Source organism: Pelagibacterium luteolum (assembly GCF_900100665.1).
GTDB classification, from domain to species: Bacteria; Pseudomonadota; Alphaproteobacteria; order Rhizobiales; family Devosiaceae; genus Pelagibacterium; species Pelagibacterium luteolum.
The window spans coordinates 1-25,223 of the sequence record NZ_FNCS01000021.1; the positions used below are offsets into that span (position 1 = coordinate 1).

Here is a 25,223-nt window from a genome sequence, read left to right on the forward strand (position 1 = left end):
CCAGTTCCATGGTCAGTTGCCCGACCTTGCGCTCAAGAGCTGCAATGCGGCCCTCGTATTCGGCGACGACGCTTGCTTCGGCTTCTTCCTGATTGAGTTCGCCGCGATCGAACTGGGACAGCCAGAGCTGGATGAGATTGGCGGAAACGCTATAAGTGCGCTGCGCATCGCGGCGCCCGATGACGCCATTGCGAATGTCCTGGCAAAACTGCAGCTTGAACTGCATCGAGTGACGGCGGTAGGGACCTCTTGGTGACATGGACCTTCTCCATTCAAGGCCCACAGAGCGTATCAGCTTTTCTTCCCCGCTGGTCCAGTCCCAGGGGTTCACTCCAATACCGGGTCAGATCTCAACGGCAATCAACAGACAGCGTGATGTTTGATATCGAGCGCGAAGGCGGGCGCAAAGAGAAGCTGCGTGTGTGGGGCATTGCGGACGACATGCCTGTCGGCAAGGTGATCGAGCTTGTCGCCAAGCAGCTGAATGAGAATGCAGAAGCCCGCCAGCGGCACGAAGAAGAGCGCGAGTACTACTGATCAAACGGGGGTTGGAAAGCGGACACTCTCCAACCCCTCTCTCACATCTCAAAACCCAGGATTGGAAATCGAAATGCAGAACACAAATAGCAACAATTTCAGCTTTTCGGAAGCCGCAGCTGAGCGGCTTGGCTATGAGCTTTGCACCGGCGCAAAGACGATGAACCGCGTGCTTTTCGTTCGCTTCTTTGATGCCGATGAGACTTTTGTGCTTGAAGTCAAGGCCGCGCGCCCTGATCGCGATCTCAGGAGCTACTGGCTGAAGACGGGGCATAAAGGACCGTACAGAGGTCCGCTCGAAGTCGATGATGCTGCGCGGGAAAACGTAGAAGAGCTCGACTGCTGGGATCTGACTGCAGCCTTTGCCCGCGATCTTGGCAACGAAGCAGCTGCGCTTCGCTGTGAAGAATATCGCCGTCGCAATCTGCGTGACATCGAAGAACGCAAGGCCGCTGCGGGCGGTCGCTGGGTCAAGATCTAACAACGGGGGCTTCGGCCCCCTCCAGCCCTATGGAGGGTACCTAATGACCAAATCACCTTCAAACCCCCATCTCCATCAGAAAGTTAAAGTCGGCGATCTCAGTGGCCTGATCTATTTCGACCATGCCGACAGCATTCCCGACTACGAATTCCGAAGGGCTGTGGAGCAGATCAACGTCAAAATCGAGCCCTTTTCTGTGGATGCCAACAAACTCTATGAAGCCGTTCTCAGCGCTGAAGGACGCATGAACGCTCGCAAACTGCCGCACGAAGATCGCGCAGGCTTCAAGCTGACGGTCCGGCCAGCCGGGCCGGGCTCATCGTCTGAGCAGCGCAGCGCAAAGAGCGTCGAGTATCGATTCGAGCGCACGCCGGAGAACTGGTATCTCGTCGACGCGAAAGCAATCCGTGTCCAACGTGGGCATGAATCGAAAATGCAATTCTTTGCGACGAGGGAGCAGATCAAACAAATCCGAAAGCTTGCCGTAGCCGGCCTTCGAGTTGCAAAATAGGGAGCGATAATCATGACAAAGACACTCTCAAACACCCGCCGCGCACGCATTGAAGCCTTGGCCGCAATCGCTTTCGGCCGTGCCCCCGATGGCGGGCCCGAGAAGGGCTGGCAGCGCAAGCTCGCCCGTGCGATCGGTGCCGCATCGAGCACAATTACCGCGACGCTCGATCTCGACCATGACAGCCCACCCATGGATCGCAAGCTTGGGCTCCTGTGCAATGATCTGCGTCTGCAAATGCAGCGGAACATCGAAGAGCTCGATGCAATTCAGCATGCATTTGCCGGCAATTTGAATGGTGCCGTCCGGCCGTATCTCGTCAATATTCAGTCCTCGACGCAGGACACTTGGCGGGCTGCATTTGCTGAAAGCGCAGGGGATCTTGCGGCCGCGTTTATTCTCGACGAGGTGGGTGACATTGCCGGAGCACAAGCGGAAATTGTTTACGATGGTGACCGCGCGACTGCGAAAGCGTCGGGTGTCACAGTCAACGTGCGGCACATGCCAAAAATCTTCGAGCCGTTTGAAGGTCGGATGCTTGGAGAAGCCCGTGATCTGCTAGCGACACGCGGCAAAGAGCGTCAGCCCCAGATCGTCGCTTAGCTCGACAGCGCTGCACCCCTAAGCCGTCTCGACCGCCGAGGCGGCTTCTTTATTTCGCGCTGCCGATATCGCCGACTTCAGCTCGTCGACCGGCTCCAGGGCCTGCATGGCAGCTTCCACGTCAGTCTCGACCGCTGACACCCAGCGCCGCATGACCGGCCATTTTTCGTGCGTGCCGTCATGTAATGAGTAATGCCGACCCGTCACGTCCGATCGCGTCCCACCCTCCGCATGGTCAAGGATTAGCTTCGTTGTCGGCCGTGAAAACCCCAATATCCTTTCCCCGTATGTGCCAAAAATCTTCCGGACGTGATGCGGGCTCGATGTCACGCCAGGCAGATAGCTAAGGGTGTGGGTGAGCGTGCTGGGATGGATATGGGTGACCGCCATGCCCTTGGCCCGCGGCCGACTGCCTGGGAAAAGGTATTCCGATCCTGTGCCGCGCGTCAGCTCCAGGGCGCGTTGGAAGCATGACCATGCCGGCTGTGGCAGAGGAATGACGTGCGCCTCGCCATCCGATCGCTTGCGGTCGTCTGCATAGACGTACCATAGGCCCTCATCGCCGGATTTGGCCTGGCGAAAGTCCTGGATCATGGCTGAAGCAACAGCTCTCCTGCGCTGCAGGGTCCAGACCAGCATTTCGATGGCACAGCCGATTCCGCCATCGATGGCGCCGGATCGGGCGATGGCGATGATGCGGCCGAGATCTTCAAGCGTGGGGTCATCAACCTGACGGCGAGATGCTCGGCGTGTGCGTGCCGGTGCTTTCAGCCCTGCCATGGCGCCACGCTGGACACCTGAGTGACCGATGTTTTCATCACGGGCAAGCCATGACCACATACTCGATAACACGCGTGCAGCACCTTCAGCCGTAGCTTCCTTGCCGGATCGGTGGATTTTGGCGATGGCGGATGCAAGATCCTGACGCGTTATCCTTGGCAATGGATTTTTCGCCAGGCTCTCGATTTCGGGCCTTCCAAGCTTGGAAACGTAATCCCGGTGGGTGTCGACCGATCGGCTACGCGAGATGTCCGCAAGGAATTCCTGACGACCCTTCTCAAAATCCCATTTGAATAGATCCCTGGCCGGGGCCTCCGGCTGCGTCAGGGTGACCGCGGCAGCCTTGCCTTTGGCCACACGCATCCGATCGAGCCACGCTTCATCCGGGATACCGATCCGATCGCGCAGCATTTCTTGACCGCGGTCAACAATGGAGCGGGCCTCTGCGATGGTCCATAGCTCGACAGATCCCAAAGCTAAACGCTTGTCCTTGCCGGTCACCTGGAAGCGGAACGACCATTGGATGCCTTTCGGGGAGACGCGTAGCGAAAGGCCACGTGTTCGCGCATCAACGATGTCGTATCGGCGGCCACCTGGAACGGCATCTTTGCGGGCAGCGGAGACGGTGGCGGCGGTGATTACTACGGGCACTGGGGCGACATTCCTATCCGATTGCCCGACTGGGGCGACATTGGGGCGACCGGCAGAAAATCAAAGGAATTGCGCCAGGGCAAGTACTTTCGCGAAAAAGAGTATAAGGAAAAGGAAGTTAACGGCATTTAACTTCGTTTGGAAGGCATGATAGACCACCCTGAATAGCCCCAATAACATGATTTGTAATCAGAGGGTCCCGGGTTCAAGTCCTGGTGCCGGCACCATTCGAACCCCACATCATTATTCGACGACCCGACGGATCGGGATAGAAGCTGTGCGGTGCGCGAAAGTGCGGTCGAGGCTCGTGAGAGCCTTCATCTTCAATCCACGATAGATCGGTTCACCCGCATCGGCGACCAGTCCTATTGGCGGCAGGCCACGCATTTTGCCCATCAGCGAATGCCCGATGGCGTCCTCGATCCCGGGCTGCATGAGGTCGAACGCCGCCGTTGCTGGGCCGAGCACGACAATGTTGTCGATATCAAACAGTGAGATCAGCCGGCCAATCCCGGCTCCGATTGCTTCACCAGCCAGTGTAAATGCCCGTAGCGCGTTGCGATCACCGTGGCGGGCACGCGCGATGATCTGCTGATAGTCGGCAGGTGGCACGGCACTGGCGGGGGTTGCGTGTTCGGGAACGGAATAGGCCGAGCGCAATACCGCATAGTCGGCAGCATAGGCCTCTATACATCCGCGAGCGCCGCATCGGCACAGCGCCCCGCCGGGAATATGGATCAGATGGCCGAACTCGGTGCCGACATCGGTCTCGGCGTTGAGCACCGCCGGCCAAGTAAGTCCCATCCCAATGGTCGATCCGATATAGATCGTCGAGAACACTGCGTTGGCCAGACGCGCATCGAGCCAACGCATGCCGTCGGCCATCAGGCGTCCGCGTTTGTAGAGCAGGGCGTCGAGCCCCAGCTGGGCGCGGATAGGGCCTGCGAGGTCGTGTCCGGCCAGTCGTGACAGCGGAGACCATTTGAGGCCGGCGCCTTCTGCGTCGAGAATCCCCTGCAGGGAAATGGAGACGCTGTGGATAGCCGGCGCCACTTCTTGATTGCGCTCCAGCATCACGCCGATGCGTTCGATGAAATAGGTGGCGGGAGGTGTCTCGTAAAACAGGGTAGGTCCGACAGCCGATTCGACGCGATCCACCAGCACACCCGAATAGTCGAGCAGCGACATGCGGCAGCGGTTAACGTCGATTTCGATGAGCAGCACATAACCTGCCTCACGGCGGTGAGCCATGATGACGGCCGGGCGGCCGCGGCCCTTCGCTTCGGAGGGCGCCTCGGCGAGTTCGGCCAATATGCCTTCGGATACGAGGTCTGATGCGATGGCCGTCAGCGAGGCATTCGAGAGGCCCGTCGCCGTCGCGACCTGGCTGCGTGAAGCCGGCCCGCCACGCCGCAGGGCGTCGAGCACAAGCTGCCGGTTCTGTCGCCGGATCATTTCTGTATCCGCAACGCCTTGCGCCACGGTGGCCTCCCAATCTTGCCAGTTGCTCGCGGTCTTCATGCGTTGGTTCGCAGGGCTTTGCACGCCCTTTTCGCATCCCGGCGATTGGACGTTGACACACGTTGCGCCGCGTGCCAATTATTTTTTTGGGTATTGAAAAATATCCCTGGGGCGGAGCTGGAGCACCAAGTCGGCTCCGCCAGGAGGCAATATCAACCCTTACGGTTTTTGCGGGTCCAATCCCGCGGGAGGAAATCATGAAGACCTTAGCAGCGGCCCTTTTGGGCACGACTGTTCTGTTCGGCGCGGCCGGTGGCGCGTTTGCGCAGGACATCACGGTGGGCGTGTCCTGGTCCAACTTCCAGGAAGAGCGCTGGCGTACTGACGAAGCTGCCATCCAGGCCGCTCTCGAAGAGCTAGGCGCCAGCTACATTTCGGCAGACGCCCAATCGTCGGCCTCCAAGCAGCTAACGGATATCGAAAGTCTTATCGCTCAGGGTGCTGATGCGCTCATCGTTCTGGCTCAGGATTCCGACGCCATCCAGCCGGCTATTTCCGCCGCGGTGGCTGAAGGTATTCCAGTGATCGGCTATGACCGCCTGATCGAAAATCCCGATGCGTTCTACATCACCTTCGACAATCAGGAAGTTGGCCGCATTCAGGCCCGCGAAGTCCAGGCCGTAGCGCCGACCGGCAACTATGTCTTCATCAAGGGCTCGAGCACCGATCCTAACGCGGACTTCCTGTTTGCCGGTCAGATGAAAGTGCTCCAACCCGCGATCGACGCGGGCGATATCGTCAATGTCGGAGAAGCCTATACCGATGGATGGCTGCCCGAGAATGCCCAGGCGAACATGGAGCAGTTCCTGACCGCCAACAACAACGAAGTCGACGCTGTCGTCGCCTCCAATGACGGCACCGCCGGCGGCGCTATCGCTGCCCTCGCGGCGCAGGGGCTAGATGGCTCGGTACCGGTATCGGGGCAAGATGGCGACCACGCTGCGCTTAACCGTATCGCTCTCGGCACCCAGACCGTTTCGGTCTGGAAAGACAGCCGTGAGCTGGGCGCCAACGCAGCCCGCATCGCGGTCGAGCTGGCTGGTGGCACGGCACTGGCCGATGTCGAAGGTTCGGTGACCTTCAACGGCGGGCCGAATGGTGTGGAGATGAGCTCGCTCTTCCTCGCGCCGGTGGCGATCACCCAGGACAATCTCGACGTCGTCATCGACGCTGGTTGGGTGACCCAGGACGTCGTCTGTCAGGGTGTCGCGGCCGGTACTGTCGCTGCCTGCGATTGATCGCTGGTCCAACACATGAAATCCGTCGCGGCGCTCTTGTGGCGCCGCGACCTGTTTCCGCGAGGAAACCAACCCTCTGGGGGGAGCGATGGCCGAAGAGAACGCCATTTCCAATAGCAATTCACCGACGCTGGTCGTCGGAACACCCATCCGGCGATTCATGTCGGCCACCGAGCTCGATACACGCCTTCTGGGTATGGTCGGGGCACTTGCCCTGATCTGGATCGGATTTCACTTCCTGTCCGGCGGTCTCTTTCTGACGCCGCGCAATCTCTGGAACCTCTCGGTCCAGACCGCGTCGGTGTCGATCATGGCCACGGGCATGGTCCTCGTGATCGTGACGCGCAATATCGACCTTTCGGTCGGCTCGATGCTCGGTTTCATTGCGATGCTCATGGGCGTCATGCAGGCTGAGATTCTGCCCGGCATGCTCGGGTTCGGTCATCCCGCCATCTGGATGCTGACGCTTGCCTATGGCCTGATCCTCGGGATTCTTATCGGTGGTATGCAAGGTGTTATCATCGCCTATCTCAAGGTGCCTGCCTTCATTGTCACGCTTGGTGGCATGCTTGTTTGGCGCGGCGCGGCATGGTGGGCCACTTCAGGGCGCACCGTAGCGCCGCTGGACGTCAATTTCCGCCTCCTTGGCGGTGGGCCCGGCGGGGCTGTGGGCTATACGATCAGCTGGCTTCTGGCCGGGGTCGCTTGTATCGCGATCGCCGTTTATCTGCTCTATTCCCGCCGCCAGCGCCGCCGGTTCAACTTCCCACAGAGGCCGGTTTGGGCCGAGGCCATACTGGCTGCACTGGGCTTTGGCGTCGTTATCGGTGCGGTCCTCGTTTTCAATGCCTATCCTTGGCCCGTCCGCATCGCCGAAACCTATGCTCAGGCCAATGGTATCCCCGTGCCGGAGGGGGGGCTGTTTATATCGCACGGCATTGCCATCCCCGTTCTCGTTGCCATCGCCGTCGGCGTGATCATGACTTTCGTGGCAACCCGCACACGTTTCGGGCGCTATGTGTTCGCCATGGGTGGTAACCCCGAAGCGGCTGAACTCGCAGGTATCAACACGCGCTGGGTCACGGTCAAGATCTTCATGCTGATGGGTGCGCTCGTCGCTATAGCGGCGTCGATCTCTTCGGCCCGGCTTAACGCATCGACGAACGCGATGGGTACGCTTGACGAGTTGTTCGTCATTGCCGCCGCCGTGATCGGAGGCACCTCTCTGTCTGGCGGTGTCGGAACCATCGTCGGGGCGATGATCGGCGCGCTTGTCATGCAGTCGCTACAGTCTGGCATGGTCCTCATGGGGCTCGACAGCCCGCTGCAATCCATCGTCGTTGGCATTGTGCTGGTCTTTGCCGTCTGGCTCGACACGCTCTATCGCAATCGGGCGCAGTAAGGATTTCTCGTGATGAACCAACAGATCACAACTCCACTGGTCGAACTCGAGGACATCTCCATCGCGTTCGGCGGCATTCGTGCCGTGGACGGTGCTTCGATCGACCTGTATCCGGGCGAAGTCGTCGGCCTCCTCGGGCACAATGGTGCAGGCAAGTCGACGTTGATTAAGATCCTCTCCGGTGCCTACAAGCGCGACTCGGGCGAAATCCGCATCGACGGGCAGGATGCGACCATCAATAATCCGCGCGACGCCAAAGCCTATGGGATCGAAACGATCTACCAGACCCTCGCCGTCGCCGACAACGTGGACGCCGCTGCCAATCTCTTCCTCGGACGCGAACTGACAACTGCCCTTGGCACACTCGACGATGTCGCGATGGAAGCCAAGGCCCGCGAAGTGATGGGGCGGTTGAACCCTAACTTCCGGCGCTTCAAGGAGCCGGTTAAGGCGCTCTCGGGCGGTCAACGCCAGTCTGTGGCCATTGCGCGCGCCATTCTTTTTAACGCCCGCATCCTCATCATGGACGAGCCAACGGCAGCGCTTGGACCGCAAGAGACTGCGCAGGTCGGCGATCTTATCAAGCAACTCAAGTCAGAAGGTATTGGCATCTTTCTGATCAGTCACGACATCCATGACGTCTTCGATCTGGCGGATCGCGTTTGCGTCATGAAGAACGGCCAGGTCGTTGGCACGGCAAAGACGTCTGACGTCACCAAGGACGAGGTTCTGGGCATGATCATCATGGGCAAGTGCCCGCCAGGCGCCACGCCGGGGCCGGGAGCCATGAGGATTTAATTAAGCACTGGGCGCGCTCCGGCTTGTCCGGGCCCGCCCAGTGGATAAAACTGCCCGCTGCATTGCGCAGGTGGCATATGCGATGATTGACGTTCTTGTGGTGGGCGCCGGACCGGTCGGTATGACGGCTGCGCTGGAGCTGGTGCGGCGGGGCCTGGCAGTCAGGATCGTTGAGAGCCGCTCCGCGCCATCGGCGGAATCCCGTGCGATCGGAATCAATCCGCGAACGCTGGACATTCTGGAACCCGCTGGCGTTACACCGCGCATTCTCGACGAAGGCATCAAGATCAATCGTGCGCGACTGATCTCGCGCGGGCAATCGGTGGGCACAGTGAAATTTTCCGCTGTGGAGCATCGCTACCCGTTCATGCTCGCTCTACCGCAATCGCGAACCGAAGCACTTCTCGAACAGGCCCTGGCAGATCGTGGAGTCCGCGTGGAGCGCAATATCCACTTTGTCCGCAATGGCGGGTCCGCCGCCGCGCCAATTGCCGTCCTTGAGAGCCAGACGGGACAGGAAACCGTCGCTTGCTCGCGTCTGCTTGGGTGCGACGGGGTCAACTCTGCCGTCCGCGCGGATGCCGGGATCGCATTCGAGGGACAAGCCTATGAGCATAAGTGGTCCCTTATGGATGCCGAAGTCGATTGGCCATACCCGCCGGACGAAGTTTGCTTCTCGTTTTCCGGTCGCGGCAATCTCTTCGTCTTGCCTGTGACGCGGGGCGTCTGGCGACTTGTGGTACCAGGAGAGACCCTTGATCCGGCACTGCCTGATGGCGTCACGATCGGTAAAGTTTTCTGGCGTTCCCAGTTCCGCATCGCCCATCGGCTTGCCGCCTGCTTTGCGGCTTCGAATGTATTTTTGGCTGGCGATAGTGCGCATGTTCATTCACCGGCAGGAGCGCGCGGCATGAACGGGGGCATTGAGGATGCAGCGACGTTTGCCTGGCTCGCCAGCATCGATGCTCTCGATCGCTACGAAGCGATGCGACGACCGGCGGCTCAGCGGATCATGGGGCAGGTCGATCGCCAATCGCGACAAGCGCAGGCCACTGGTCACGCCATGCTGCTGGTGCGCGAAGTGATCGCGCGGGCCCTGCTGCGCCTTCCGTCCGTCCAGCGGCTTGCCGCCGGTCTGGTCACGGCGCAAGATAGCGCACAGCCTGAGTGGCTTGTTTGACTATCAGCAATTGCCTGCCCGCTACCGGTGTGCCAGTTTCCCCCCCAAATCAGACCAGTGAGGCAGTCCATGAAAACCCGCGCCGCAGTTGCTTTCGAAGCCGGAAAACCCCTCGAGATTGTCGAAGTCGACCTTGAGGGCCCTAAGGCGGGAGAGGTGCTGGTTGAAATCAAGGCCACCGGCATTTGTCATACCGACGACTTCACCCTGTCTGGTGCAGATCCCGAAGGTCTGTTTCCGTCCATCCTCGGCCACGAGGGTGCTGGGGTCGTTGTTGAGGTCGGGCCCGGCGTAACCAGCGTCAAGGTCGGGGATCACGTCATCCCGCTCTATACCCCCGAGTGCCGCGAGTGCCCGTCCTGCCTTTCGCGCAAAACCAATCTCTGTACGGCAATCCGCTCCACGCAAGGGCAGGGGCTGATGCCCGATGGCACAAGTCGGTTCTCATATAAGGGCAAGCCGATATTCCATTACATGGGCTGCTCGACCTTTTCCAACTACACCGTCATGCCCGAGATCGCAGTTGCCAAGATCGATCCCGATGCGCCGTTCGACAAGATTTGCTACGTCGGCTGCGGTGTTACGACCGGGGTCGGCGCGGTGATCAATACCGCTAAGGTCGATCAGGGGTCGACCGCAGCCGTTTTTGGCCTTGGCGGTATCGGGCTTAATGTGATTCAGGGCCTGCGCATGGCCGGGGCCGACATGATCATCGGCGTCGATATCAACAACGACAAGAAGGAATGGGGCGAGCGCTTCGGTATGACCCATTTCGTCAACCCGCGCGAAATCGACGGCGACATCGTTTCCCATCTCGTCAACATGACCAAGCGCGGGGCCGATCAGATCGGCGGCGTCGATTACACCTTCGATTGCACAGGCAATGTCACCGTAATGCGCCAGGCCCTCGAAGCAAGCCATCGCGGCTGGGGCAAATCCGTGGTGATCGGCGTTGCAGCGGCTGGACAGGAGATATCCACTCGACCGTTCCAGCTCGTCACCGGGCGCCAATGGATGGGCACAGCCTTCGGGGGCGCTCGCGGGCGTACCGACGTGCCGAAAATCGTAGATTGGTACATGTCGGGCAAGATCGAAATCGATCCCATGATTACCCACACCATGCGCCTCGAAGACATCAACAAGGGCTTTGAGTTGATGCGCTCGGGCGAATCTATCCGCTCGGTGGTTCTCTTCTGAATGGTGGATATCTACGTCGATGCCGATGCCTGCCCGGTCAAGGACGAGGTCGTTCGTGTTGCCGAGCGGCATGGAATAGCTGTCACGTTCGTCGCCAATTTCGGATTGCGCCCATCGCGCGATCCGATGATCCGCAATGTGATGGTCCCACAGGGTGCAGACGCGGCCGACGATTGGATCGTCGAGCACGCAAACGCCAACGATATCGTCATCACATCCGACATTCCCTTGGCCGGCCGCGCGCTGGCCAAGGGCGCGCATGTGATGGGCCCCACCGGCAAGCCTTTCACTGAAAGCTCGATCGGTATGGCACTGGCCATGCGCGAACTGAACCAGCATTTGCGCGAGACAGGCGAAAGCAAAGGCTACAACGCCGCATTTTCGCCCCGCGACCGTTCGGCCTTCCTTCAAGCGTTCGATGCTGTCATCCAGCGCGCCAAGCGGGCCGCCCAGTAACAGCTCGTTAAGAATAAAGCTGCCTAATACATACGGGTTATTAACCATAATCGCGTGACCATTCCGCCTGATTTAAGGGGAAGGGCGGCGTGTACGGTGTTGCGCTTTGTGTGTGTTGCGGCGGTTTTGTCCTTGGGGCTGTCAGCGTGCGCCACGCCGCCGGCCAGCGAAGGAAATCTCTCTGCTTTCGCGCCCGTCGACCCGATGGTGACCCAGTCCATCGCGGCGCGCGCGCCTGTTACCAGCCGGAGCCAGCCGATGCCCGACATGTTGTTTTCATCTGGACTTGCCGGACGCACGCTTACGATCGCTGAGCCATCGGAGCTGGTCTTGCGCCCGGACGAGGTTATTTTGACGTTCGACGATGGGCCGCGCCCGGGCCGGACGGAGCTCATCGTCGCCACGCTCGACCGTTTCGGGGTTAAGGCGACATTCCTGGTCCTCGGCTCCGCCGCTGAGCGCCATCCCGACCTTGTTCGCCTCGCGGCAGAGCGCGGGCACAGTATCGGTACGCACACCTACGATCATGTGGACCTTTCGACGGTCAGCTTCTCCGCTGCGATGGCCGAAATCTATGCGGGACAACAGGCGGTTGCCGCGGCGCTAGCGCCGGTGCACCTCACGCCATCGCGGTTCTTTCGTTTTCCTTATCTTTCGGAGACAGGACTGATCCGGACTTCAGCCATCGATGCCAATTTCATCGTTCTCGACGTCGATGTGGATTCTAAGGACTACTTCCCCGATTCACCTGAGATTGTCCTTGATCGCACCCTCGAACGCCTCGACGCGCGCGGTTCGGGCATCGTGTTGTTCCACGACATCCATGCCCGCACCGCCGCCTTGCTGCCGGAATTTCTGACTGCGCTCCAGGCAAGGGGCTATAGCGTTGTTACGCTCCGCTCGTCCGGCGGATCGGTGTTCGATCAGCCGTTGGTCACTGCTGCAAATGGGACAGATATGCCTTAGCCGGACGTCGCTGCGAATAGCGCGATCGCTGCTGCGTTCGACACGTTGAGCGACTTGATAGGCCCGGGCATATCCAGACGGACCATCTCGTCGCACAGCGATCGTGTCTTCTGGCGCAAACCTTTGCCCTCGGCACCGAGCACAATCGCCAGCTTTTCTCCAGCGGGGCGCGCCCTGAGCAATCCATCCGCTTCCGAATCAAAGCCAAGGCACGTCATGCCCCGAGACTTCAGCTCCTCAAGCGTATCGCCAAGATTGCGGACCTCCACCAAAGGGATCTGGTCGAGCGCGCCAGACGCAGATTTGGCGAGGACGCCTGTCTCGCGGGGCGCGTAGCGGGCCGTGGTGATCACCGCATCTGCGCCAAACGCGCAAGCGGTCCGCAAGATGGCGCCCACATTGTGCGGATCGGTTACCTGATCGAGCACGATGACCAGGTCGAGCTTGCCGACATCCTTGAGCCGCCAGCGGTCGACGGGGTCCACTTCCAGCGCAACGCCCTGATGTACGGCATCGGTGCCGAGAATGGCGTCGAGCTCGCGCGGTGTCTTGTCTTCAATCGGAAGGCTCGGCCGCGGGCCGTCCTCGATCAGCCTGTTAAGCCCGTTGGGCGTCGCCAGAAGCTTGCGCTTCTTGCGCCGAGGGTTATCCAGTGCTGCACGCACGGTGTGCAGGCCATAGAGATAGACCGGCCCCTCATTGGGATCGACGACCGGGCGCTTCTTTGGCGGGAACTTGTTCTTGCTCATGGCTCAATGCCGTAGCGGTTAAGCGCAAATTCGGCAAGCATGAAGCTCATTTGGGAAAGACACGAAATTTCCTTGCGATAGCTGTTGACACATCAAGGCGCACTAAGCATAAACCGGCCCGTGATGGTCAGGGTCATTCAGGGCCATCTCAGACACTTCGCTTCGCCGATGTCACGATTGGGGAGGGGTGGGAGAGTGGTTAAATCCATCAGACTGTAAATCTGACCGCTTAGCGTACGCTGGTTCGAATCCAGCCCCCTCCACCAAAATCGTGCTTGCCCGCAGGGCACGGGACAGACAGAGTAGCGAGACACCCTTGGGCGGGTGTAGCTCAATGGTAGAGCAGAAGCCTTCCAAGCTTACGACGAGGGTTCGATTCCCTTCACCCGCTCCATTTCCCTCTCCTTCATTTTCGCCAATTGTTTGAAATTCCCGGTAAAATCGGCGCATCAGACGCTATGTCCATTGCTACATGGCCGAATCCGTGACACATTTTGCTTCGAAAGTGTGATACTTTGGAGTGAATTGGCATGGCAAAGGGGTCTCAGCTCGACCGGTTTCTGCAGCGGCGTGGGGATCGCTGGCAGTATGTTCGCCGGGTCCCGACGATGGTTGCCGAAGACGACAGGCGGGCGCCAGTCATCCGCACATCCCTCAAGACCCACGATCTTGCTGTTGCACGAGTGATGCGCGATGCGCTCGAGAAGGCAGACAACGATCTCTGGGCTTCGATTCTGTGTAATGAGGAGGAATCCGCTGCCCTGAAGCGGCACAAGGCGGCGGTGCGTCGAGCAGCCGCGCTGGGGTTCACTTATCGCCCGGCTGCGGAACTCGAGGCCAGAGCGAGTTGGCAGGAACTGGCAGAAAGGATGGAAGCCATTCTGGATCTGCGGACATCGCATGCCGTCGAAACCGCAGTGCTCGGAGGTGAGCCGACGCCCGCAATCCCGATAAGTGAGGCGCTCAAGGTCTATATAGAGGACATTGCGGCGTCCCAGCTTGTCACCAAATCCGCCCAGCAGAAACGCAAATGGCGGGTGATCCCGGAGCGCGCCGTGCGCAACTTTATCGAAATCGCTGGCGACAAGCCGATCACGCTCATCACACGAGACGACGCGCACAAATTTTACCGCCATTGGCTTGCTCGAATTGCGCCGCCCGAGGCGGGCAAGAAGCCTACTCATACTGCTTCGTCGGGTAATCGGCAGATTGGTGAGTTGCGCAAGATCTTTCGCGAGTACCACGCTTTTATGGGCGAAGAGAACACGCTCAATCCCTTTGCCGGTTTGAGCTTTGAAGAGCGAAAAAAGGGCAAGCGCCCCCCGTTTCCGACGTCATGGCTCCGCGACAAAATTCTGAAAGCCGATGCGCTCAAGGGGCTGAATGAGGAGGCGCGGGCCATTTTGCTGGCTACGGTTGAAACGGGCGCGCGACCAAGTGAGACATGCAATCTCGACGCGAGCAATATCCATCTCGATGCTGAGGTTCCTCACATCAGCTTCGTTGAGCGTGATGATCCAGAAGCGCCGCGGGAACTCAAGACGCAGGCCTCCACCCGCGAAATCCCACTCGTCGGCGTTGCCCTGTTGGCGTTCCAGAAATTCCCCAATGGCTTTTCACGATACCGGGAAAAAGAAGAGGCGGCCTGTGCCGCGATTAACAAGTATTTGCGCGAGAACAACCTTGTTCCGTCGCAAAGACACACTCTCTACAGCATTCGGCACTCATTCGAAGATCGTATGAAGGAAGCTGGCATTGACGGCGAAATGCGGGAGATATTTTTCGGTCATCGCCGTAGTCGGCAGGTCTATGGCACGGGCGGCGCGCTCGCATGGAGGCGGTCGCTACTCCAGCGCATGGTGCTTCCCTTTGAGAATGGGTTGTTCCTGCCGGCGGAGAGATGAGCGTGAAGCTTCAAGAGGACTGTAGAAAGCACAAAGTCCCGTCGCCGGCAATGCGCGCCCCATCTCAGCCGCCGGGACCAAGCGCAGCAGCTCCTGGAAGCTGACGTTTCTGGCCTGCTAGCCGGAGGTCGTAGTTGCACGTAGAGCGATCTGTTGCAAACAAGAGTAGGTCGCAAATTCCGCGCACTTTTCCGTGGATTGAAACGCTTCCCTGCCGCCACGCACTAGTTGGGAGTTGACCGACGGGGTATGGTTCTCCGAATAGGGAGGCTCATGATCAAGCTGGTGGATGTTCAGGTCGAAGGTTTTCGACTCCTCGAAAATGTTGCGATCGCGATTGAAGAAACCGCGACCGTGGTCGTCGGCAGGAATAACAGCGGCAAGACTTCCCTGACAGAAGTCTTCGATCGTTTCCTTGGTGAGCAAACTGGGCGCTTCCGCCTTGAGGATTTCTCAGCGACGATCCGGCCGAAGTTCCTGGCTGCCAAGGCTTTGCGCGACAGTGGCGAGGAGCCACCCGAGAAGGTCCTCGCCGAACTGCCTGTCATTGCCCTGACCCTGACGTTCGGTTACGGCGCCGACACCGATGACCTCGGGCCATTGTCGCCATTCGTTATCGACCTTGAGCCGGGCTGCACGACGGCAATCGCACGCATCGAATTTTCCGCATCCCTCAAGACTCTGGGCGCGTTACTTGATGCGCCGGAACCGGTCGACGCTGAGAATGCCACAGAAGCCTTGTTTCGACATCTTGGTGAGGCCATACCCAAAGCATACTCGATCAAGATCTTCGCGATCGACCCGACCGACCATACTAACCGCAGGACCTTCGAGAAAACCACCGAACTCAATAACCTTATCAGCCCTGGGTTCGTGAAAGCCCAGCGCACGCTTGATGTGGGTAAACGGGGCGACACCGACGTCATTGGGAAGCTGCTTAACAAGCTATTCAAGACGGCCAACGCGCTCACCGCATCGACCGATGATCAGCAGATCGCAGACGGACTCAAAGCCTCTGTCGCCGATCTGGAAAAGGCAATGCAGGGAGACTTTGACGACCGACTGAAGGCTCTGCTGCCGGCGCTCAACACGTTCGGTTTTCCCAGTCTAAACGATACGGAATTGAGGCCGCAGACCACGATCGACGTCGAGAGCCTTCTCACCGACAACACCCGCATCCTGTACACCGGCGCTGACGGGGTTCATTTGCCTGAACCCGGACGGGAGATTGTCGTGCGTGTGTCCATGGAAGTGCAGGGCTCCACTATAGAAACCGGGCCATTCCCGAAGCGGATAGTGGAAGAGTACCAAGTCAGCACCGTTGGCCTTGAGGATCACCATATCATGCGTGCTGGCCCAACCGAATTTCTGAACGTCCTCGGTGTCATGGTTGCCGATCACGAGCCGCTTAATGCCGTTTAGCTTCTTAAAAATTGCACCGGCGTCGATTGTCGGCAGCTTATCCCATGCAAAGTCCCCAAGATGCCAAACCGTATCCGTGGGCTTAACAACGCTATTCCAATTTGCGACGAGGTCCCGGTCGTGCTGAGCGATGTCGTTGTAAGGGCGCATCGCCATATCGAGGATTCCAGTATGCCCCAGATGAGTGTCCCCGATAAAAAATGGGTGTGATCGACATGGATGTAGTTCTGATGCTGCATGATGAGGCCCTCAAGTAATAAATTTAACTAAGGGACTAAGTCTTTGGATTTCATGAATAGGTTGCTTTGAAACTGAAATGTGTGAGTACACCTGCGGCAGCATCTCTCAGGGCAGGCCCTTTGGTGGCCAATCTGTCCAAGTCGGATAACGGTGCCGCGGTACCGCCAAGCGGAATTCTATTGGCTTGATCCGACAGCCTCGAAATGGGCGGGGTAGCTGTGTTCCGTCTCGCAATGATCGTGGTCGGCCAGAACCTCGATGATGCGGCAGTCGCAGATGCGACCGTGATCACATTCGTTGACCATGCGCTGCAATTCATGTCGCAAGGTCTCCAGTTGCTCGATCCGACGTTCAACCTTTACCAGGTGACCGCGGGCGATACTGTCGGCCTGATGACAGGAATCCTGTGGCCGTTCCGCCATGGCAAGCAGTTCGCGAATATCAGAAACTTCAAACCCCAAGGATCGTGCGTGCCGGATGAAACTCAATCGGTCAAGATGGCCCCGATCGTAACGCCGCTGATTTCCCTCGGTTCGCAACGGTTCTGGCAGTAATCCAATTGATTCATAATATCTGATGGTTGGCACCTTGGTGCCCGTGCGTTTGGACAACTCACCAATTGGGAAGCTCATTGAGGTCTCCTTGATGCTACTGCACTTTTCGGGGGCCGAACAAGATGACTGGGGCGGCGACGTTCGCCATGGCATCACCTAGCGAAAACCCATTGCAATAATACAAGTACTTCTCTTGACCCTATAGCGGCTAGAGCATTTAAACAAGACGCGGTCCCCAGCGAAAGGAATGGCCATGACCGCGAAAACTGAACCCCTCAAGCTCCGCGTCGATGGTATGGATTGTGGCTCGTGCGCGCTCAAGATCGAGACTGCGCTGAGCCGGCTGTCCGGGACCGAAGAGATTTCGGTCAATCACACCGCAGGTTCCGTGACGCTCCAACTCGATGAGCGGCAGACCACGCGTCGCAAAGTCGAGGATACCATTCGCTCTCTGGGCTATGTTCCGCACGCAAGGGACGATGGCGCCACCGTTGCCATCGAGGACCGGGCAGCGGAAAAGCCTTGGTGGAGGGCGCGCAACGCCAGATTTGCTGCATTAACCGGTTTTCTTCTGGCTCTGGCATTCGCCATAGCGTTTTTGGTTCCCGCCATTGGGGAATGGGCTTTTGCGATTGCTGCCGTTGTTGGTCTGGTGCCGATCGGCAGCCGCGCATTTTCCGGTACACGCCACGGAACGCCGTTTTCAATCGAGACCTTGATGACCGTCGCGGCCCTGGGGGCCTTGGTAATCGGTGAGGGCGCCGAGGCGCTGGTGGTCATCTTCCTGTTTTCGGTCGGTGAGCTTTTGGAGTCCTTTGCGGCACAACGGGCTCGGGCCGGCATCAAATCGTTGATCGATCTTATACCGCGCCGTGCCCGTGTCGAGCGGGATGGCTCTGTTCTGGAGATCTCTGCCTCGGATCTTGAGATTGGCGACATCGCCATCGTGCGGCCCGGTGATCGCATTCCATCCGATGGCGAGGTCATTGATGGAATATCCGAAGTCGATGAATCGCCCGTCACCGGTGAATCGGTGCCCGTGCTCAAAGAGGAAGGCGCCGCTGTATTCGCAGGCAGTGTGAATGCGAACACGCTTCTCCGCGTCAGGATCACACGCACCGCTCAGGACAACACGATCGCTCGCATCGTGCATCTTGTGGAGGAGGCGCAGGGTGCCAAGGCGCCAACAGCGAGATTCATCGATCGTTTCAGCCGCTACTACACCCCTGCGGCCATGGTGGTGTCTGCTCTGATAATGGTGATCCCACCTCTCCTGTTCGGGGCGGAATGGTCAACATGGATCTATCGCGGCCTGGCCGTCCTGCTCATCGCCTGCCCATGCGCATTGGTGATCTCGACCCCTGCCGCAATTGCCTCGGGCTTGGCGGCAGGGGCCCGCCGGGGACTGCTCATCAAAGGTGGTGCGGCACTCGAAGAGCTTGGGCGCGTCAAGACAATTGCCTTTGACAAAACCGGCACCCTGACAGAGGGCCGCCCCAAGGTTACCGATATCGTTGCCATCTCGGGAGATGACGCGGACCTACTGGCCCGCGCCGCTGCTGTCGAAGCCGGCTCCAGTCACCCACTAGGTAGCGCCATCACCGCAGCGGCCGAACAAAAATCGCTGGACATTCCCCGTGTATTCGGCGGCAGCCAGGCCATCCCGGGCAAGGCCGTAACCGCGCGGCTCAAGGAAGGTTTTGTCTCTGTTGGCTCGCCCCGGTACGCCGCTGAACAGATGACAATCCCCGTCGATATCGCGCAAAGGATGAAATCTCTGGAGGACGAGGGTAAGACGGTCGTTGTCGTTCTTGCAGCAAAAGCACTGCTTGGCTTTATCGCCTTGCGTGACGAACCACGCGAGGATGCCGTTTCCGGCATTGCGTCGCTATCGGCGCTGGGCTTGCGCAGTGTCATGTTGACGGGGGACAATGCGCGCACGGCTGCGGCCATCGCCGGAACGCTCGGCATTACGGCGAAATCCGAGCTCATGCCCGACGCCAAGCTGGATGAGATCGGCAATCTGCGAAAGGCAGGCGGGGTCGCCATGGTGGGCGACGGCATCAACGATGCGCCGGCACTTGCCGCCGCGTCGGTAGGCATTGCCATTGGCGGCGGCACCGACGTCGCGCTCGAAACCGCCGATGTCGCGCTGTTGAAGAACCGGGTCTCGGGCGTGGCGGAAACCATCGCCCTGTCACGGTCCACGATGGGCAACATCTGGCAAAATATTGCAATCGCGCTCGGCCTGAAGGCGATCTTCTTGGTAACCACCCTGACGGGCACGACAACACTCTGGATGGCAATACTGGCTGATACCGGCGCGACGGTTCTGGTGACCGCCAACGCGCTGCGATTGTTGCGGTTCTCGTCCAATCAAACCGTGCCGTCGGGAACAGCAGCCGCGGCCACCGAGGACGGCGTGGGGCAACGTGGCACACTGTCAATCGACCGATGACCGCGATAGCGGAAAGAAGTGGTCCGGGTATTTTCCCGGGGTATGCGAACTGCCCGGTGGGGGATGTCGGCGTTGGGCTAAACGTCGATGTTGAACTCGGAGAGGATGACGTAGGACTCCTCCGTTGTCCTCAGACCGATCAGCTGCTTCGTTTCGATGGAAAGTTTCGCGCCCACTTGGTCGGGGCCGGGCGGATCCGTCTGGATCAGCAGGATCAAAACCTCCCCGCCACGGGCAGTGAAATCGACGCTGGTCTATCCGGAGACCTCATCGATGATTTTGGCGCCTTCGATGAGTTTGCCGGGTTCGAGCTCGAGAAGAACGCACGCAGGTCGTTTCTTGCCATTCTCGACGCGCGCGGAAGCCTCGTGTGTGCGGGATAGTCGTATCGAAAAACTAGCCCAGGTACCGGGTAGGAACCCCAGCCACTACCTGATCTCGTCAGCGAGGCCGCCTTCAAACTCAAGTTCGATAGGCTCGTTTTGGTCTGCCAGCACCTGAAGGCGTTCGACAACACTCTCGGGCAGTGACTCGGGAGTGATCTTGATGGTGATGCCACCTAAAGCGGCGAAATCTTCCACGGAAAGCAACGAACCTCGGCTTGTCATGATAGGTAAGATAGACTGGTGAGCGCATGGCTGCCTTCTGGACATCGGCGGCCTTGCGCTGCAGATCGGCTACGGTGAAAGAAACCGTGATAATCTCCTGCTGCGGGCAAAATACATAAATTACATATTTTGTCGACGCAGGCATCTCAGACCGAGACCGTGCTCAGCCGTACGGTCGCATGATCGAGATTGCTATAATCCAGAATATGCTATTCTGCAGAAACGATCGCCGCCAGGTGCTGCGCCATCGAGTTAGGTGACATCGCGGCGTGGGGACACGGGTATTGCCGCTGCTGCAGGTGGTCGACATCGGCCATGCCGATGCCGAACTGGGGTAAGAAGGTGACCGGGATCGCTCCCGGTCACTACCATTTATCGGGCGTCGAGCCACTCAAGCATTTCGGCTATCTCGCGTTCTTGGGCGTCGACGATTTCCTGGGCGATTTCCTTTACCCATTCGTCCTCGGCATACTCGAGGGCCGCGTTGGCCATCGCGAGAGCGCCCTGATGGTGTGGGATCATGCCGCAAATGAAGGCGACATCGAAGTCTTCGGCCATCATGGCCGCCATCATATCGTTATGCATGGCGCCCATATCGGCCATCATGGCCTGGTGGCCCTCGCTCATCCCCTCCATCATTGCGCCCATATCCATGTCCATCGACATGCCGGCCATGTGGCCGGCGTTCTCGAGACAGATTTCGGGTAAATCCGAGCTTTCATTGGCATCGGCATCCATGCTCATCCCGTCCATGGACATGCCATCCATGTTGGAATGATCCATGCCCTGCGCCATCGCAATGGACGCAGTGCTGGCAAAGAGGATGGCGAGGCCGAGGGTTTTGAACGTCTTCATAGGTATTCTCCGGTTTGAAATTGATCGATATCGCGGTTCAAACCAGTGGCTTTGGAGGCGGAGCAGGAATTCCCGGAGCTTCTCCGCTCTGAGACAGCACAGGGCACGGAAGGACCAATTCAGCCACACGATCCAGCAGCATCGGGCGGACGGCGTTCCCAGGCATCAGGCAGCAGGCAGTCGCTGCACACTCCTCGTGGCCATTTAAGTCGTGCTCCACGTCGCTGTGGTGCGCGGCCGTCTGATGCCCATCTTGCGGAGGCGAACTCATGGCGCTCGGCGCAGCCAGAAGGCTGAACACGACCAATAACGGAAGAAGGATCAATTTCGCAAATTGGAACATTAGATTGATGAGCAATGTTCCATGGTGGGCGCTTCAGCAGGTGGCGACTTCGGGTGGACCTGATCGATACGGTTCACTATGGTGGTGAAGGTAGCCAGCGTATTGGGGCAAATTGCGGCAGTGATCGGTATAGCGGCGAAAGACATTTCCTGGAAATCGTTCCTACGCCTTCTTGTTGTGGCGTGGGTAATCGTTATTGCGTTGCCTCTCCAGGCGACCCACGCCCCGCTGCATGGCCCCACTGCGGAAACTCTCTTGACGGGAATGGACTGGGCTGGAGATCCCCAGATCGATGAGGCCGGCACACTTGGTGCTGGCCAGCACGACAACACCGACCACGTCCATGAAACGCCCATAATCGTGAACGCCCGCTGGGTGAGTCCACCCGACTGGCTGCGGTCGTGGAAACATTCTCATGTCAGGACTCAGATATCAGATCGTCCTGCACCAATTGATCAGCCCCCGAGACCGGAACAGAGCGCATAACTCTGTTTTCTGACCCGCCGAACATCGGTTTCAGCGGTGACGAGATGTAATCCAACATCAGATTCCGGTATGACCAATGAACCGACCCGTCAATGGGCCGGCGTCAGCTTCTGGCGCGGGCACGCCCATGATGCTTTCGACCGCCTTCGGAAATCCCGACAACAGTTACAATGCCTTGCGCTTGATCGCTGCGTTGAGTGTGGTGCTCTCCCATTCGCTACTTCTGGGCCTAAACTCACCGAGTTACGATCCCTTGAGCTGGGCTGCCTACGATCTAGGGGCAACAGCAGTAAATGTGTTCTTTGTCATATCGGGTGCGATGCTCACCCACAGCGTGTTGCAGCGAGGACTCGGGCAGTTTGTCCGAAATCGATTCTTGCGGATCTACCCGGCGCTGATCGTCAGCGCTGCACTCATTGCCCTCATTATCGGTCCTTTCGGAACAGGTGCACGCCTTTGGGAGTATTATTCCAGCCCACAGACCTGGCTCTACCCTCTCAACGTCGCATGGAACTTCGAGGGGGCTGTCCTGCCGTCCATGTTCGAGCAGGGCCGATACCCCGGCGATGTAAACGTACCGCTCTGGACCATAAAATACGAAATCCTGAGTTACATTGTCTTCGGGATTGCTGCGGCTTTGGGACTTCTGCGCCATCCATCCATTGCGTTTGCTGCGTGGGCGGCGTTCGGCTTTGCCCTTCTGGCCGACGTTGGCGTCGATCCCACCGGTGAAACGCCAGTCGAGAGCCTCTTCCGCTTTGGATTTGCCTTTCTCACCGGGGCGGTGGCGCGACGATTCGGCGAAGTAATTCCCCTGCGGTTTGGTTGGGCAATGGCGGCGCTTGCCTTGGCGGTGGCCGGCACGGGAACCCGGTTTGGGGAGGTGACCTGGATCATTGGGATAGGGTATGCAGCGCTCTACGTGGGCGCCAAGAACTGGGGTCGGATCGCCGAGTTCGCGCGGCGGCACGATCTTTCCTACGGCATCTACCTCATGGCATGGCCAATCCAACAGGTCCTGACGCGGGAGCCCATCTGGTTTGGGCCGCAGGTTGCTGTGCTTTTCTTGCTGTCCAGCACCATTTCCGGAAGCCTGGCGTATCTCTCTTGGAAATTCGTCGAGAAGCCAGCCCTTCGCCGCAAAGCGCCAGCCTCGGAGAAGGAACCGTGAAAGCGAAAGGAAAGAGCCGACGCCGGAAAGCGAGCGGAATCTCTTTGGTGATGATCTGGACAGTCGGGACCTTGTTTTTTGGCCTTGTCCTAATCCTTGCAAGCATTCCACTCGTTTCCAAGCCCGCTCAGCGTGCGACCGGTGAGGACACCGTGGATACGTCGGGCATCACGGTCAATGTCAGTGCCAGCTTGGCGGACGATAGAACCCTCACCGTATTCATCAGGTCGCCCGTGGATCGAGCCGATATCATCGATCCACGGGTTAAAATTGAGATGCCTGGACATCAGATGACTGTAGATGCCGACGTCTTGTCAGCAGGTCCCGGAGCCTTTCAAGCCAGTGCGATGCTGCCGATGGCCGGGCAGTGGGAGGTGCAGGTCAGTATCGGCGACGACGTCATAAGATTGCCAGTAGATGCGAACCCGGCTGGGCTGTAGCCACTAAAACCAACACCGACCCTCACTGATCCATCAAAAATTCAGCCATGTCCTCGATATGCTGATCCAACAAATAACTGGTGGAGAGGTGAACGACTTCAGCCATCGCACCTCCAAAAGCATCGCCAGTCGGGGTGAGCCCGGTGCGCAGCGCCGCAATCAGGCTTTCCTCGGTCCAGCCCGCCTCGGCAAGCGCCACGGTGGTGATCGGGGGTGCGGTCCAACCCGCAGTGCCGCCTGACGCGCCAGCGAACTGAGCGTCAGTCTCCAAGCCGCCAGCAAAGTTTCTCGGTGTGTGACAGGCAGCGCAATGGGCCGGTCCCTCCACCATAAACCGTCCACGGTTCCACGATGTCGATTTGGTCTCGTCGACCACATAGTCCACAGGCTCGTAGAAAAAGGTGCGCCAGAGCTTCACGCCCTGGCGAATGCTGAATGGCAGTGGGACCTCGTTCTCTTCAGGCACGAAGTTGGATGGAGGAACCTCTTGGACAGCGGCCCACATGTCGGCCAGATCGCGATCGGTAAGAGTGGTATAAAATTCGAACGGGAATGCCGGGTAATATGGAGATCCATCGGGCGCAACCCCGTGCCTTACGGCCCGAACGAAGTCTTGGAAGCTCCAGTCGCCGATGCCAAATTCTGGATCTGGGGTAATGTTTGGGGATACGAAGGCGCCGAAGTCAGATGCCAATGCAACTCCCCCAGCCCATGGGGCGCCGTCTTCGCTCGTGTGGCAGGTGACACAACCCGACAGGCGGGCCAGATAGGCACCACGCTTGGCGTCACCGGTGATTTGCTGCGGCAAATCGGGAGTGGAGGTAGGCATGAGTATCCAGGTCACCAAGCCCAAGCCCAAGCCGCCCAAGAGCACCGCGGTTACAACGGGCCATTTGCGATCGATTCTTGGCCAGGTCACTTGCGAAACACCGTGTGGCAGGCTGAGCAGGTGCCGGCGATATCGGTTGCAACCGCGGCAGCGCTTCTGATCGATTGTGTTTCCGGGTCAGAGCGTGAATTTTCGGGGTCAGATTTCGGCGCCAGTCCGAGCAGCACCGAGGTATCCATGCTAGTCCAGTCATTGCGCGGCACCCGAGCGGTCTCCTGCGTCGGTTGGTCAGTGGTCCTTCCCAACTCTTGGGCCAGGCTCTCCAGTTGCTGGGCATACTGAGCAAAAAGTGCCCAGTCCTCCCATATTTCCGGACGTGCTTCCGAAGGGAATTCCGTAGTGCCTTCAGGGAACAACTCAGTCATTGCGTTACCGGAGTGAGCCGCAATCATCGCTGCGGCCTCCTCAATTACCCCGGGGCCTGGATTGGATGAGCCGTTGATGATTGGCGTTAGGACCTGCATCTGCTCGCCCAACATCATCATGCCCATCATCCTGTCGGCGACTATGCCGGTGGCGCCGTTATGCGCAAATGCGGACGCAAAGCCCGTTGCTGCGCCGGCAAAAGCCAGCGCACAAAAATATGCTCGTTTCATAAGATATCTCTCGGTTGGAACTCGAAATTGCTGTCAATCAGACAGCCAAGGAGTCCTTCCGAGGAGGAGGGGGATCGACCACGAATAAATGAACCGCTAGCTCCAGCGCCGCGCTGGTCCAAACCGTTGTGGTCGCATCGAGATGGAGCGCTGTCGCTAATGGGTGCGACAGCAGCAAAGGGCCGCA

General features: G+C 58.9%; 26 protein-coding genes and 2 tRNA genes. 18 read left to right on the forward strand and 10 right to left on the reverse strand.

The window, feature by feature from the left end; genetic code table 11:
- Positions 1-259, reverse strand: a 259-nt coding sequence (locus tag BLR31_RS18725; RefSeq protein WP_090599224.1) for a transposase, incomplete at its 3' end; no start/stop codon positions are given.
- Between the two features lie 116 nt (positions 260-375).
- On the opposite strand from BLR31_RS18725, the gene BLR31_RS21820 reads away from it, so the two are divergent.
- The 4 genes from BLR31_RS21820 to BLR31_RS18740 are packed head-to-tail and all read left to right on the forward strand — an operon-like array spanning position 376 to position 2,132.
- Entirely contained in the window at positions 376-537 is a 162-nt protein-coding gene (locus BLR31_RS21820) for a hypothetical protein (protein WP_176762763.1), read from the forward strand.
- Positions 491-1,018 (forward strand): hypothetical protein, encoded by a 528-nt coding sequence (locus BLR31_RS18730; protein ID WP_143009441.1) that lies wholly within the window; start codon positions 491-493, stop codon positions 1,016-1,018. Before BLR31_RS21820 ends, BLR31_RS18730 begins: the two co-directional genes overlap by 47 nt.
- Before the next feature lie 43 nt (positions 1,019-1,061).
- On the forward strand, positions 1,062-1,529 hold the full coding sequence (locus BLR31_RS18735; RefSeq protein WP_090599067.1) for a hypothetical protein: 468 nt from the start codon (positions 1,062-1,064) through the stop codon (positions 1,527-1,529).
- Positions 1,530-1,541: 12 nt separating this feature from the next.
- Positions 1,542-2,132, forward strand: a complete 591-nt coding sequence (locus BLR31_RS18740; RefSeq protein ID WP_090599070.1) for a hypothetical protein — start codon at positions 1,542-1,544, stop codon at positions 2,130-2,132.
- 18 nt (positions 2,133-2,150) lie between these two features.
- On the opposite strand, the gene BLR31_RS18745 is transcribed toward BLR31_RS18740, so the two are convergent.
- Both BLR31_RS18745 and BLR31_RS18750 read right to left on the reverse strand, forming a co-directional pair.
- Positions 2,151-3,563, reverse strand: a complete 1,413-nt coding sequence (locus BLR31_RS18745) for a tyrosine-type recombinase/integrase (protein ID WP_090599073.1) — start codon at positions 3,561-3,563, stop codon at positions 2,151-2,153.
- A 243-nt stretch (positions 3,564-3,806) separates the two neighbouring features.
- Positions 3,807-5,084 (reverse strand): ROK family protein, encoded by a 1,278-nt coding sequence (locus BLR31_RS18750; RefSeq protein ID WP_143009442.1) that lies wholly within the window; start codon positions 5,082-5,084, stop codon positions 3,807-3,809.
- A 197-nt stretch (positions 5,085-5,281) separates the two neighbouring features.
- Here BLR31_RS18750 and xylF point away from each other — a divergent pair, with 197 nt between their 5' ends.
- The 7 genes from xylF (at position 5,282) to BLR31_RS18785 (ending at position 12,321) form a co-directional block, all read left to right on the forward strand.
- Positions 5,282-6,322: a D-xylose ABC transporter substrate-binding protein gene (xylF, locus tag BLR31_RS18755; protein WP_090599079.1), complete on the forward strand. Its 1,041-nt coding sequence runs from the start codon at positions 5,282-5,284 to the stop codon at positions 6,320-6,322.
- An 88-nt stretch (positions 6,323-6,410) separates the two neighbouring features.
- Entirely contained in the window at positions 6,411-7,724 is a 1,314-nt protein-coding gene (locus tag BLR31_RS18760) for a sugar ABC transporter permease (protein ID WP_090599083.1), read from the forward strand.
- Positions 7,725-7,736: 12 nt separating this feature from the next.
- A complete protein-coding gene (locus tag BLR31_RS18765) occupies positions 7,737-8,522 on the forward strand; it encodes an ATP-binding cassette domain-containing protein (RefSeq protein ID WP_090599086.1) in 786 nt (261 codons plus the stop codon).
- 82 nt (positions 8,523-8,604) lie between these two features.
- Positions 8,605-9,702, forward strand: a complete 1,098-nt coding sequence (locus BLR31_RS18770; protein ID WP_090599091.1) for an FAD-dependent oxidoreductase — start codon at positions 8,605-8,607, stop codon at positions 9,700-9,702.
- A gap of 69 nt (positions 9,703-9,771) precedes the next feature.
- The gene (locus BLR31_RS18775; RefSeq protein WP_090599094.1) at positions 9,772-10,899 is read left to right on the forward strand and encodes an S-(hydroxymethyl)glutathione dehydrogenase/class III alcohol dehydrogenase; all 1,128 of its coding nucleotides are present in this window, start codon (positions 9,772-9,774) and stop codon (positions 10,897-10,899) included.
- Positions 10,900-11,355 carry a YaiI/YqxD family protein gene (locus BLR31_RS18780; protein ID WP_090599097.1) on the forward strand — a complete coding sequence of 152 codons (456 nt, stop codon included), beginning with the start codon at positions 10,900-10,902 and terminating at the stop codon, positions 11,353-11,355. It begins immediately after the preceding gene.
- A 258-nt stretch (positions 11,356-11,613) separates the two neighbouring features.
- The gene (locus tag BLR31_RS18785) at positions 11,614-12,321 is read left to right on the forward strand and encodes a polysaccharide deacetylase family protein (RefSeq protein WP_176762764.1); all 708 of its coding nucleotides are present in this window, start codon (positions 11,614-11,616) and stop codon (positions 12,319-12,321) included.
- Here BLR31_RS18785 and rlmB read toward each other — a convergent pair.
- On the reverse strand, positions 12,318-13,070 hold the full coding sequence (gene rlmB / locus BLR31_RS18790; RefSeq protein ID WP_090599104.1) for a 23S rRNA (guanosine(2251)-2'-O)-methyltransferase RlmB: 753 nt from the start codon (positions 13,068-13,070) through the stop codon (positions 12,318-12,320). The two genes, BLR31_RS18785 and rlmB, sit on opposite strands and share 4 nt — an antisense overlap.
- 181 nt (positions 13,071-13,251) lie before the next feature.
- Between rlmB and BLR31_RS18795 the strand changes: the two genes are divergently transcribed.
- The 4 genes from BLR31_RS18795 to BLR31_RS18810 all read left to right on the forward strand — a co-directional run bounded on the left by BLR31_RS18795 (position 13,252) and on the right by BLR31_RS18810 (position 16,396).
- A tRNA-Tyr gene (locus BLR31_RS18795) sits at positions 13,252-13,336 on the forward strand.
- Between the two features lie 54 nt (positions 13,337-13,390).
- Positions 13,391-13,464: transfer RNA gene (locus BLR31_RS18800), tRNA-Gly, on the forward strand.
- 136 nt (positions 13,465-13,600) lie between these two features.
- Entirely contained in the window at positions 13,601-14,974 is a 1,374-nt protein-coding gene (locus BLR31_RS18805; RefSeq protein ID WP_090599107.1) for a tyrosine-type recombinase/integrase, read from the forward strand.
- Positions 14,975-15,247: 273 nt separating this feature from the next.
- Entirely contained in the window at positions 15,248-16,396 is a 1,149-nt protein-coding gene (locus BLR31_RS18810) for an AAA family ATPase (protein WP_090599111.1), read from the forward strand.
- A 416-nt stretch (positions 16,397-16,812) separates the two neighbouring features.
- On the opposite strand, the gene BLR31_RS18815 is transcribed toward BLR31_RS18810, so the two are convergent.
- On the reverse strand, positions 16,813-17,268 hold the full coding sequence (locus tag BLR31_RS18815; RefSeq protein WP_090599115.1) for a MerR family transcriptional regulator: 456 nt from the start codon (positions 17,266-17,268) through the stop codon (positions 16,813-16,815).
- A gap of 169 nt (positions 17,269-17,437) precedes the next feature.
- Between BLR31_RS18815 and BLR31_RS18820 the strand changes: the two genes are divergently transcribed.
- Positions 17,438-19,648, forward strand: a complete 2,211-nt coding sequence (locus BLR31_RS18820; RefSeq protein ID WP_210183953.1) for a heavy metal translocating P-type ATPase — start codon at positions 17,438-17,440, stop codon at positions 19,646-19,648.
- Between the two features lie 77 nt (positions 19,649-19,725).
- Here BLR31_RS18820 and BLR31_RS21825 read toward each other — a convergent pair whose 3' ends face one another.
- From BLR31_RS21825 to BLR31_RS18830, 3 genes are all read right to left on the reverse strand, one after another.
- A complete protein-coding gene (locus tag BLR31_RS21825) occupies positions 19,726-19,866 on the reverse strand; it encodes a hypothetical protein (RefSeq protein WP_176762765.1) in 141 nt (46 codons plus the stop codon).
- A 210-nt stretch (positions 19,867-20,076) separates the two neighbouring features.
- Entirely contained in the window at positions 20,077-20,238 is a 162-nt protein-coding gene (locus tag BLR31_RS21830; RefSeq protein WP_176762766.1) for a hypothetical protein, read from the reverse strand.
- A 390-nt stretch (positions 20,239-20,628) separates the two neighbouring features.
- Positions 20,629-21,111, reverse strand: a complete 483-nt coding sequence (locus tag BLR31_RS18830; RefSeq protein ID WP_090599122.1) for a DUF305 domain-containing protein — start codon at positions 21,109-21,111, stop codon at positions 20,629-20,631.
- 956 nt (positions 21,112-22,067) lie between these two features.
- On the opposite strand from BLR31_RS18830, the gene BLR31_RS18845 reads away from it, so the two are divergent.
- Positions 22,068-23,111 carry an acyltransferase family protein gene (locus BLR31_RS18845; RefSeq protein WP_176762767.1) on the forward strand — a complete coding sequence of 348 codons (1,044 nt, stop codon included), beginning with the start codon at positions 22,068-22,070 and terminating at the stop codon, positions 23,109-23,111.
- Positions 23,108-23,551, forward strand: coding sequence for a FixH family protein (locus BLR31_RS18850; protein WP_143009444.1), 444 nt, complete (start codon positions 23,108-23,110; stop codon positions 23,549-23,551). Before BLR31_RS18845 ends, BLR31_RS18850 begins: the two co-directional genes overlap by 4 nt.
- Positions 23,552-23,573: 22 nt before the next feature.
- Here the strand turns inward: BLR31_RS18850 and BLR31_RS18855 are convergent, their stop codons facing one another.
- Positions 23,574-24,380 carry a c-type cytochrome gene (locus tag BLR31_RS18855; RefSeq protein WP_244505138.1) on the reverse strand — a complete coding sequence of 269 codons (807 nt, stop codon included), beginning with the start codon at positions 24,378-24,380 and terminating at the stop codon, positions 23,574-23,576.
- A gap of 86 nt (positions 24,381-24,466) precedes the next feature.
- On the reverse strand, positions 24,467-25,036 hold the full coding sequence (locus tag BLR31_RS18860; RefSeq protein WP_090599140.1) for a cytochrome c: 570 nt from the start codon (positions 25,034-25,036) through the stop codon (positions 24,467-24,469).
- Between the last annotated feature and the right edge of the window lie 187 nt (positions 25,037-25,223).

Coding starts and splice junctions, on each gene's coding strand:
- BLR31_RS18805 (WP_090599107.1), top strand. CDS start 13,601: ATGGCAAAGGGGTCTCAGCTCGACCGGTTTCTGCAGCGGCGTGGGGAT.
- BLR31_RS18810 (WP_090599111.1), top strand. CDS start 15,248: ATGATCAAGCTGGTGGATGTTCAGGTCGAAGGTTTTCGACTCCTCGAA.
- BLR31_RS18860 (WP_090599140.1), bottom strand. CDS start 25,036: ATGAAACGAGCATATTTTTGTGCGCTGGCTTTTGCCGGCGCAGCAACG.
- BLR31_RS18765 (WP_090599086.1), top strand. CDS start 7,737: ATGAACCAACAGATCACAACTCCACTGGTCGAACTCGAGGACATCTCC.
- BLR31_RS18785 (WP_176762764.1), top strand. CDS start 11,614: ATGCCCGACATGTTGTTTTCATCTGGACTTGCCGGACGCACGCTTACG.
- BLR31_RS18775 (WP_090599094.1), top strand. CDS start 9,772: ATGAAAACCCGCGCCGCAGTTGCTTTCGAAGCCGGAAAACCCCTCGAG.
- BLR31_RS18855 (WP_244505138.1), bottom strand. CDS start 24,380: ATGCCTACCTCCACTCCCGATTTGCCGCAGCAAATCACCGGTGACGCC.
- BLR31_RS18750 (WP_143009442.1), bottom strand. CDS start 5,084: ATGAAGACCGCGAGCAACTGGCAAGATTGGGAGGCCACCGTGGCGCAA.
- BLR31_RS21820 (WP_176762763.1), top strand. CDS start 376: ATGTTTGATATCGAGCGCGAAGGCGGGCGCAAAGAGAAGCTGCGTGTG.
- BLR31_RS18735 (WP_090599067.1), top strand. CDS start 1,062: ATGACCAAATCACCTTCAAACCCCCATCTCCATCAGAAAGTTAAAGTC.
- BLR31_RS18770 (WP_090599091.1), top strand. CDS start 8,605: ATGATTGACGTTCTTGTGGTGGGCGCCGGACCGGTCGGTATGACGGCT.
- xylF (WP_090599079.1), top strand. CDS start 5,282: ATGAAGACCTTAGCAGCGGCCCTTTTGGGCACGACTGTTCTGTTCGGC.
- BLR31_RS18830 (WP_090599122.1), bottom strand. CDS start 21,111: ATGAAGACGTTCAAAACCCTCGGCCTCGCCATCCTCTTTGCCAGCACT.
- BLR31_RS18780 (WP_090599097.1), top strand. CDS start 10,900: ATGGTGGATATCTACGTCGATGCCGATGCCTGCCCGGTCAAGGACGAG.
- BLR31_RS18730 (WP_143009441.1), top strand. CDS start 491: ATGCAGAAGCCCGCCAGCGGCACGAAGAAGAGCGCGAGTACTACTGAT.
- rlmB (WP_090599104.1), bottom strand. CDS start 13,070: ATGAGCAAGAACAAGTTCCCGCCAAAGAAGCGCCCGGTCGTCGATCCC.
- BLR31_RS18815 (WP_090599115.1), bottom strand. CDS start 17,268: ATGAGCTTCCCAATTGGTGAGTTGTCCAAACGCACGGGCACCAAGGTG.
- BLR31_RS18820 (WP_210183953.1), top strand. CDS start 17,438: ATGGCCATGACCGCGAAAACTGAACCCCTCAAGCTCCGCGTCGATGGT.
- BLR31_RS18760 (WP_090599083.1), top strand. CDS start 6,411: ATGGCCGAAGAGAACGCCATTTCCAATAGCAATTCACCGACGCTGGTC.
- BLR31_RS18845 (WP_176762767.1), top strand. CDS start 22,068: ATGATGCTTTCGACCGCCTTCGGAAATCCCGACAACAGTTACAATGCC.
- BLR31_RS18740 (WP_090599070.1), top strand. CDS start 1,542: ATGACAAAGACACTCTCAAACACCCGCCGCGCACGCATTGAAGCCTTG.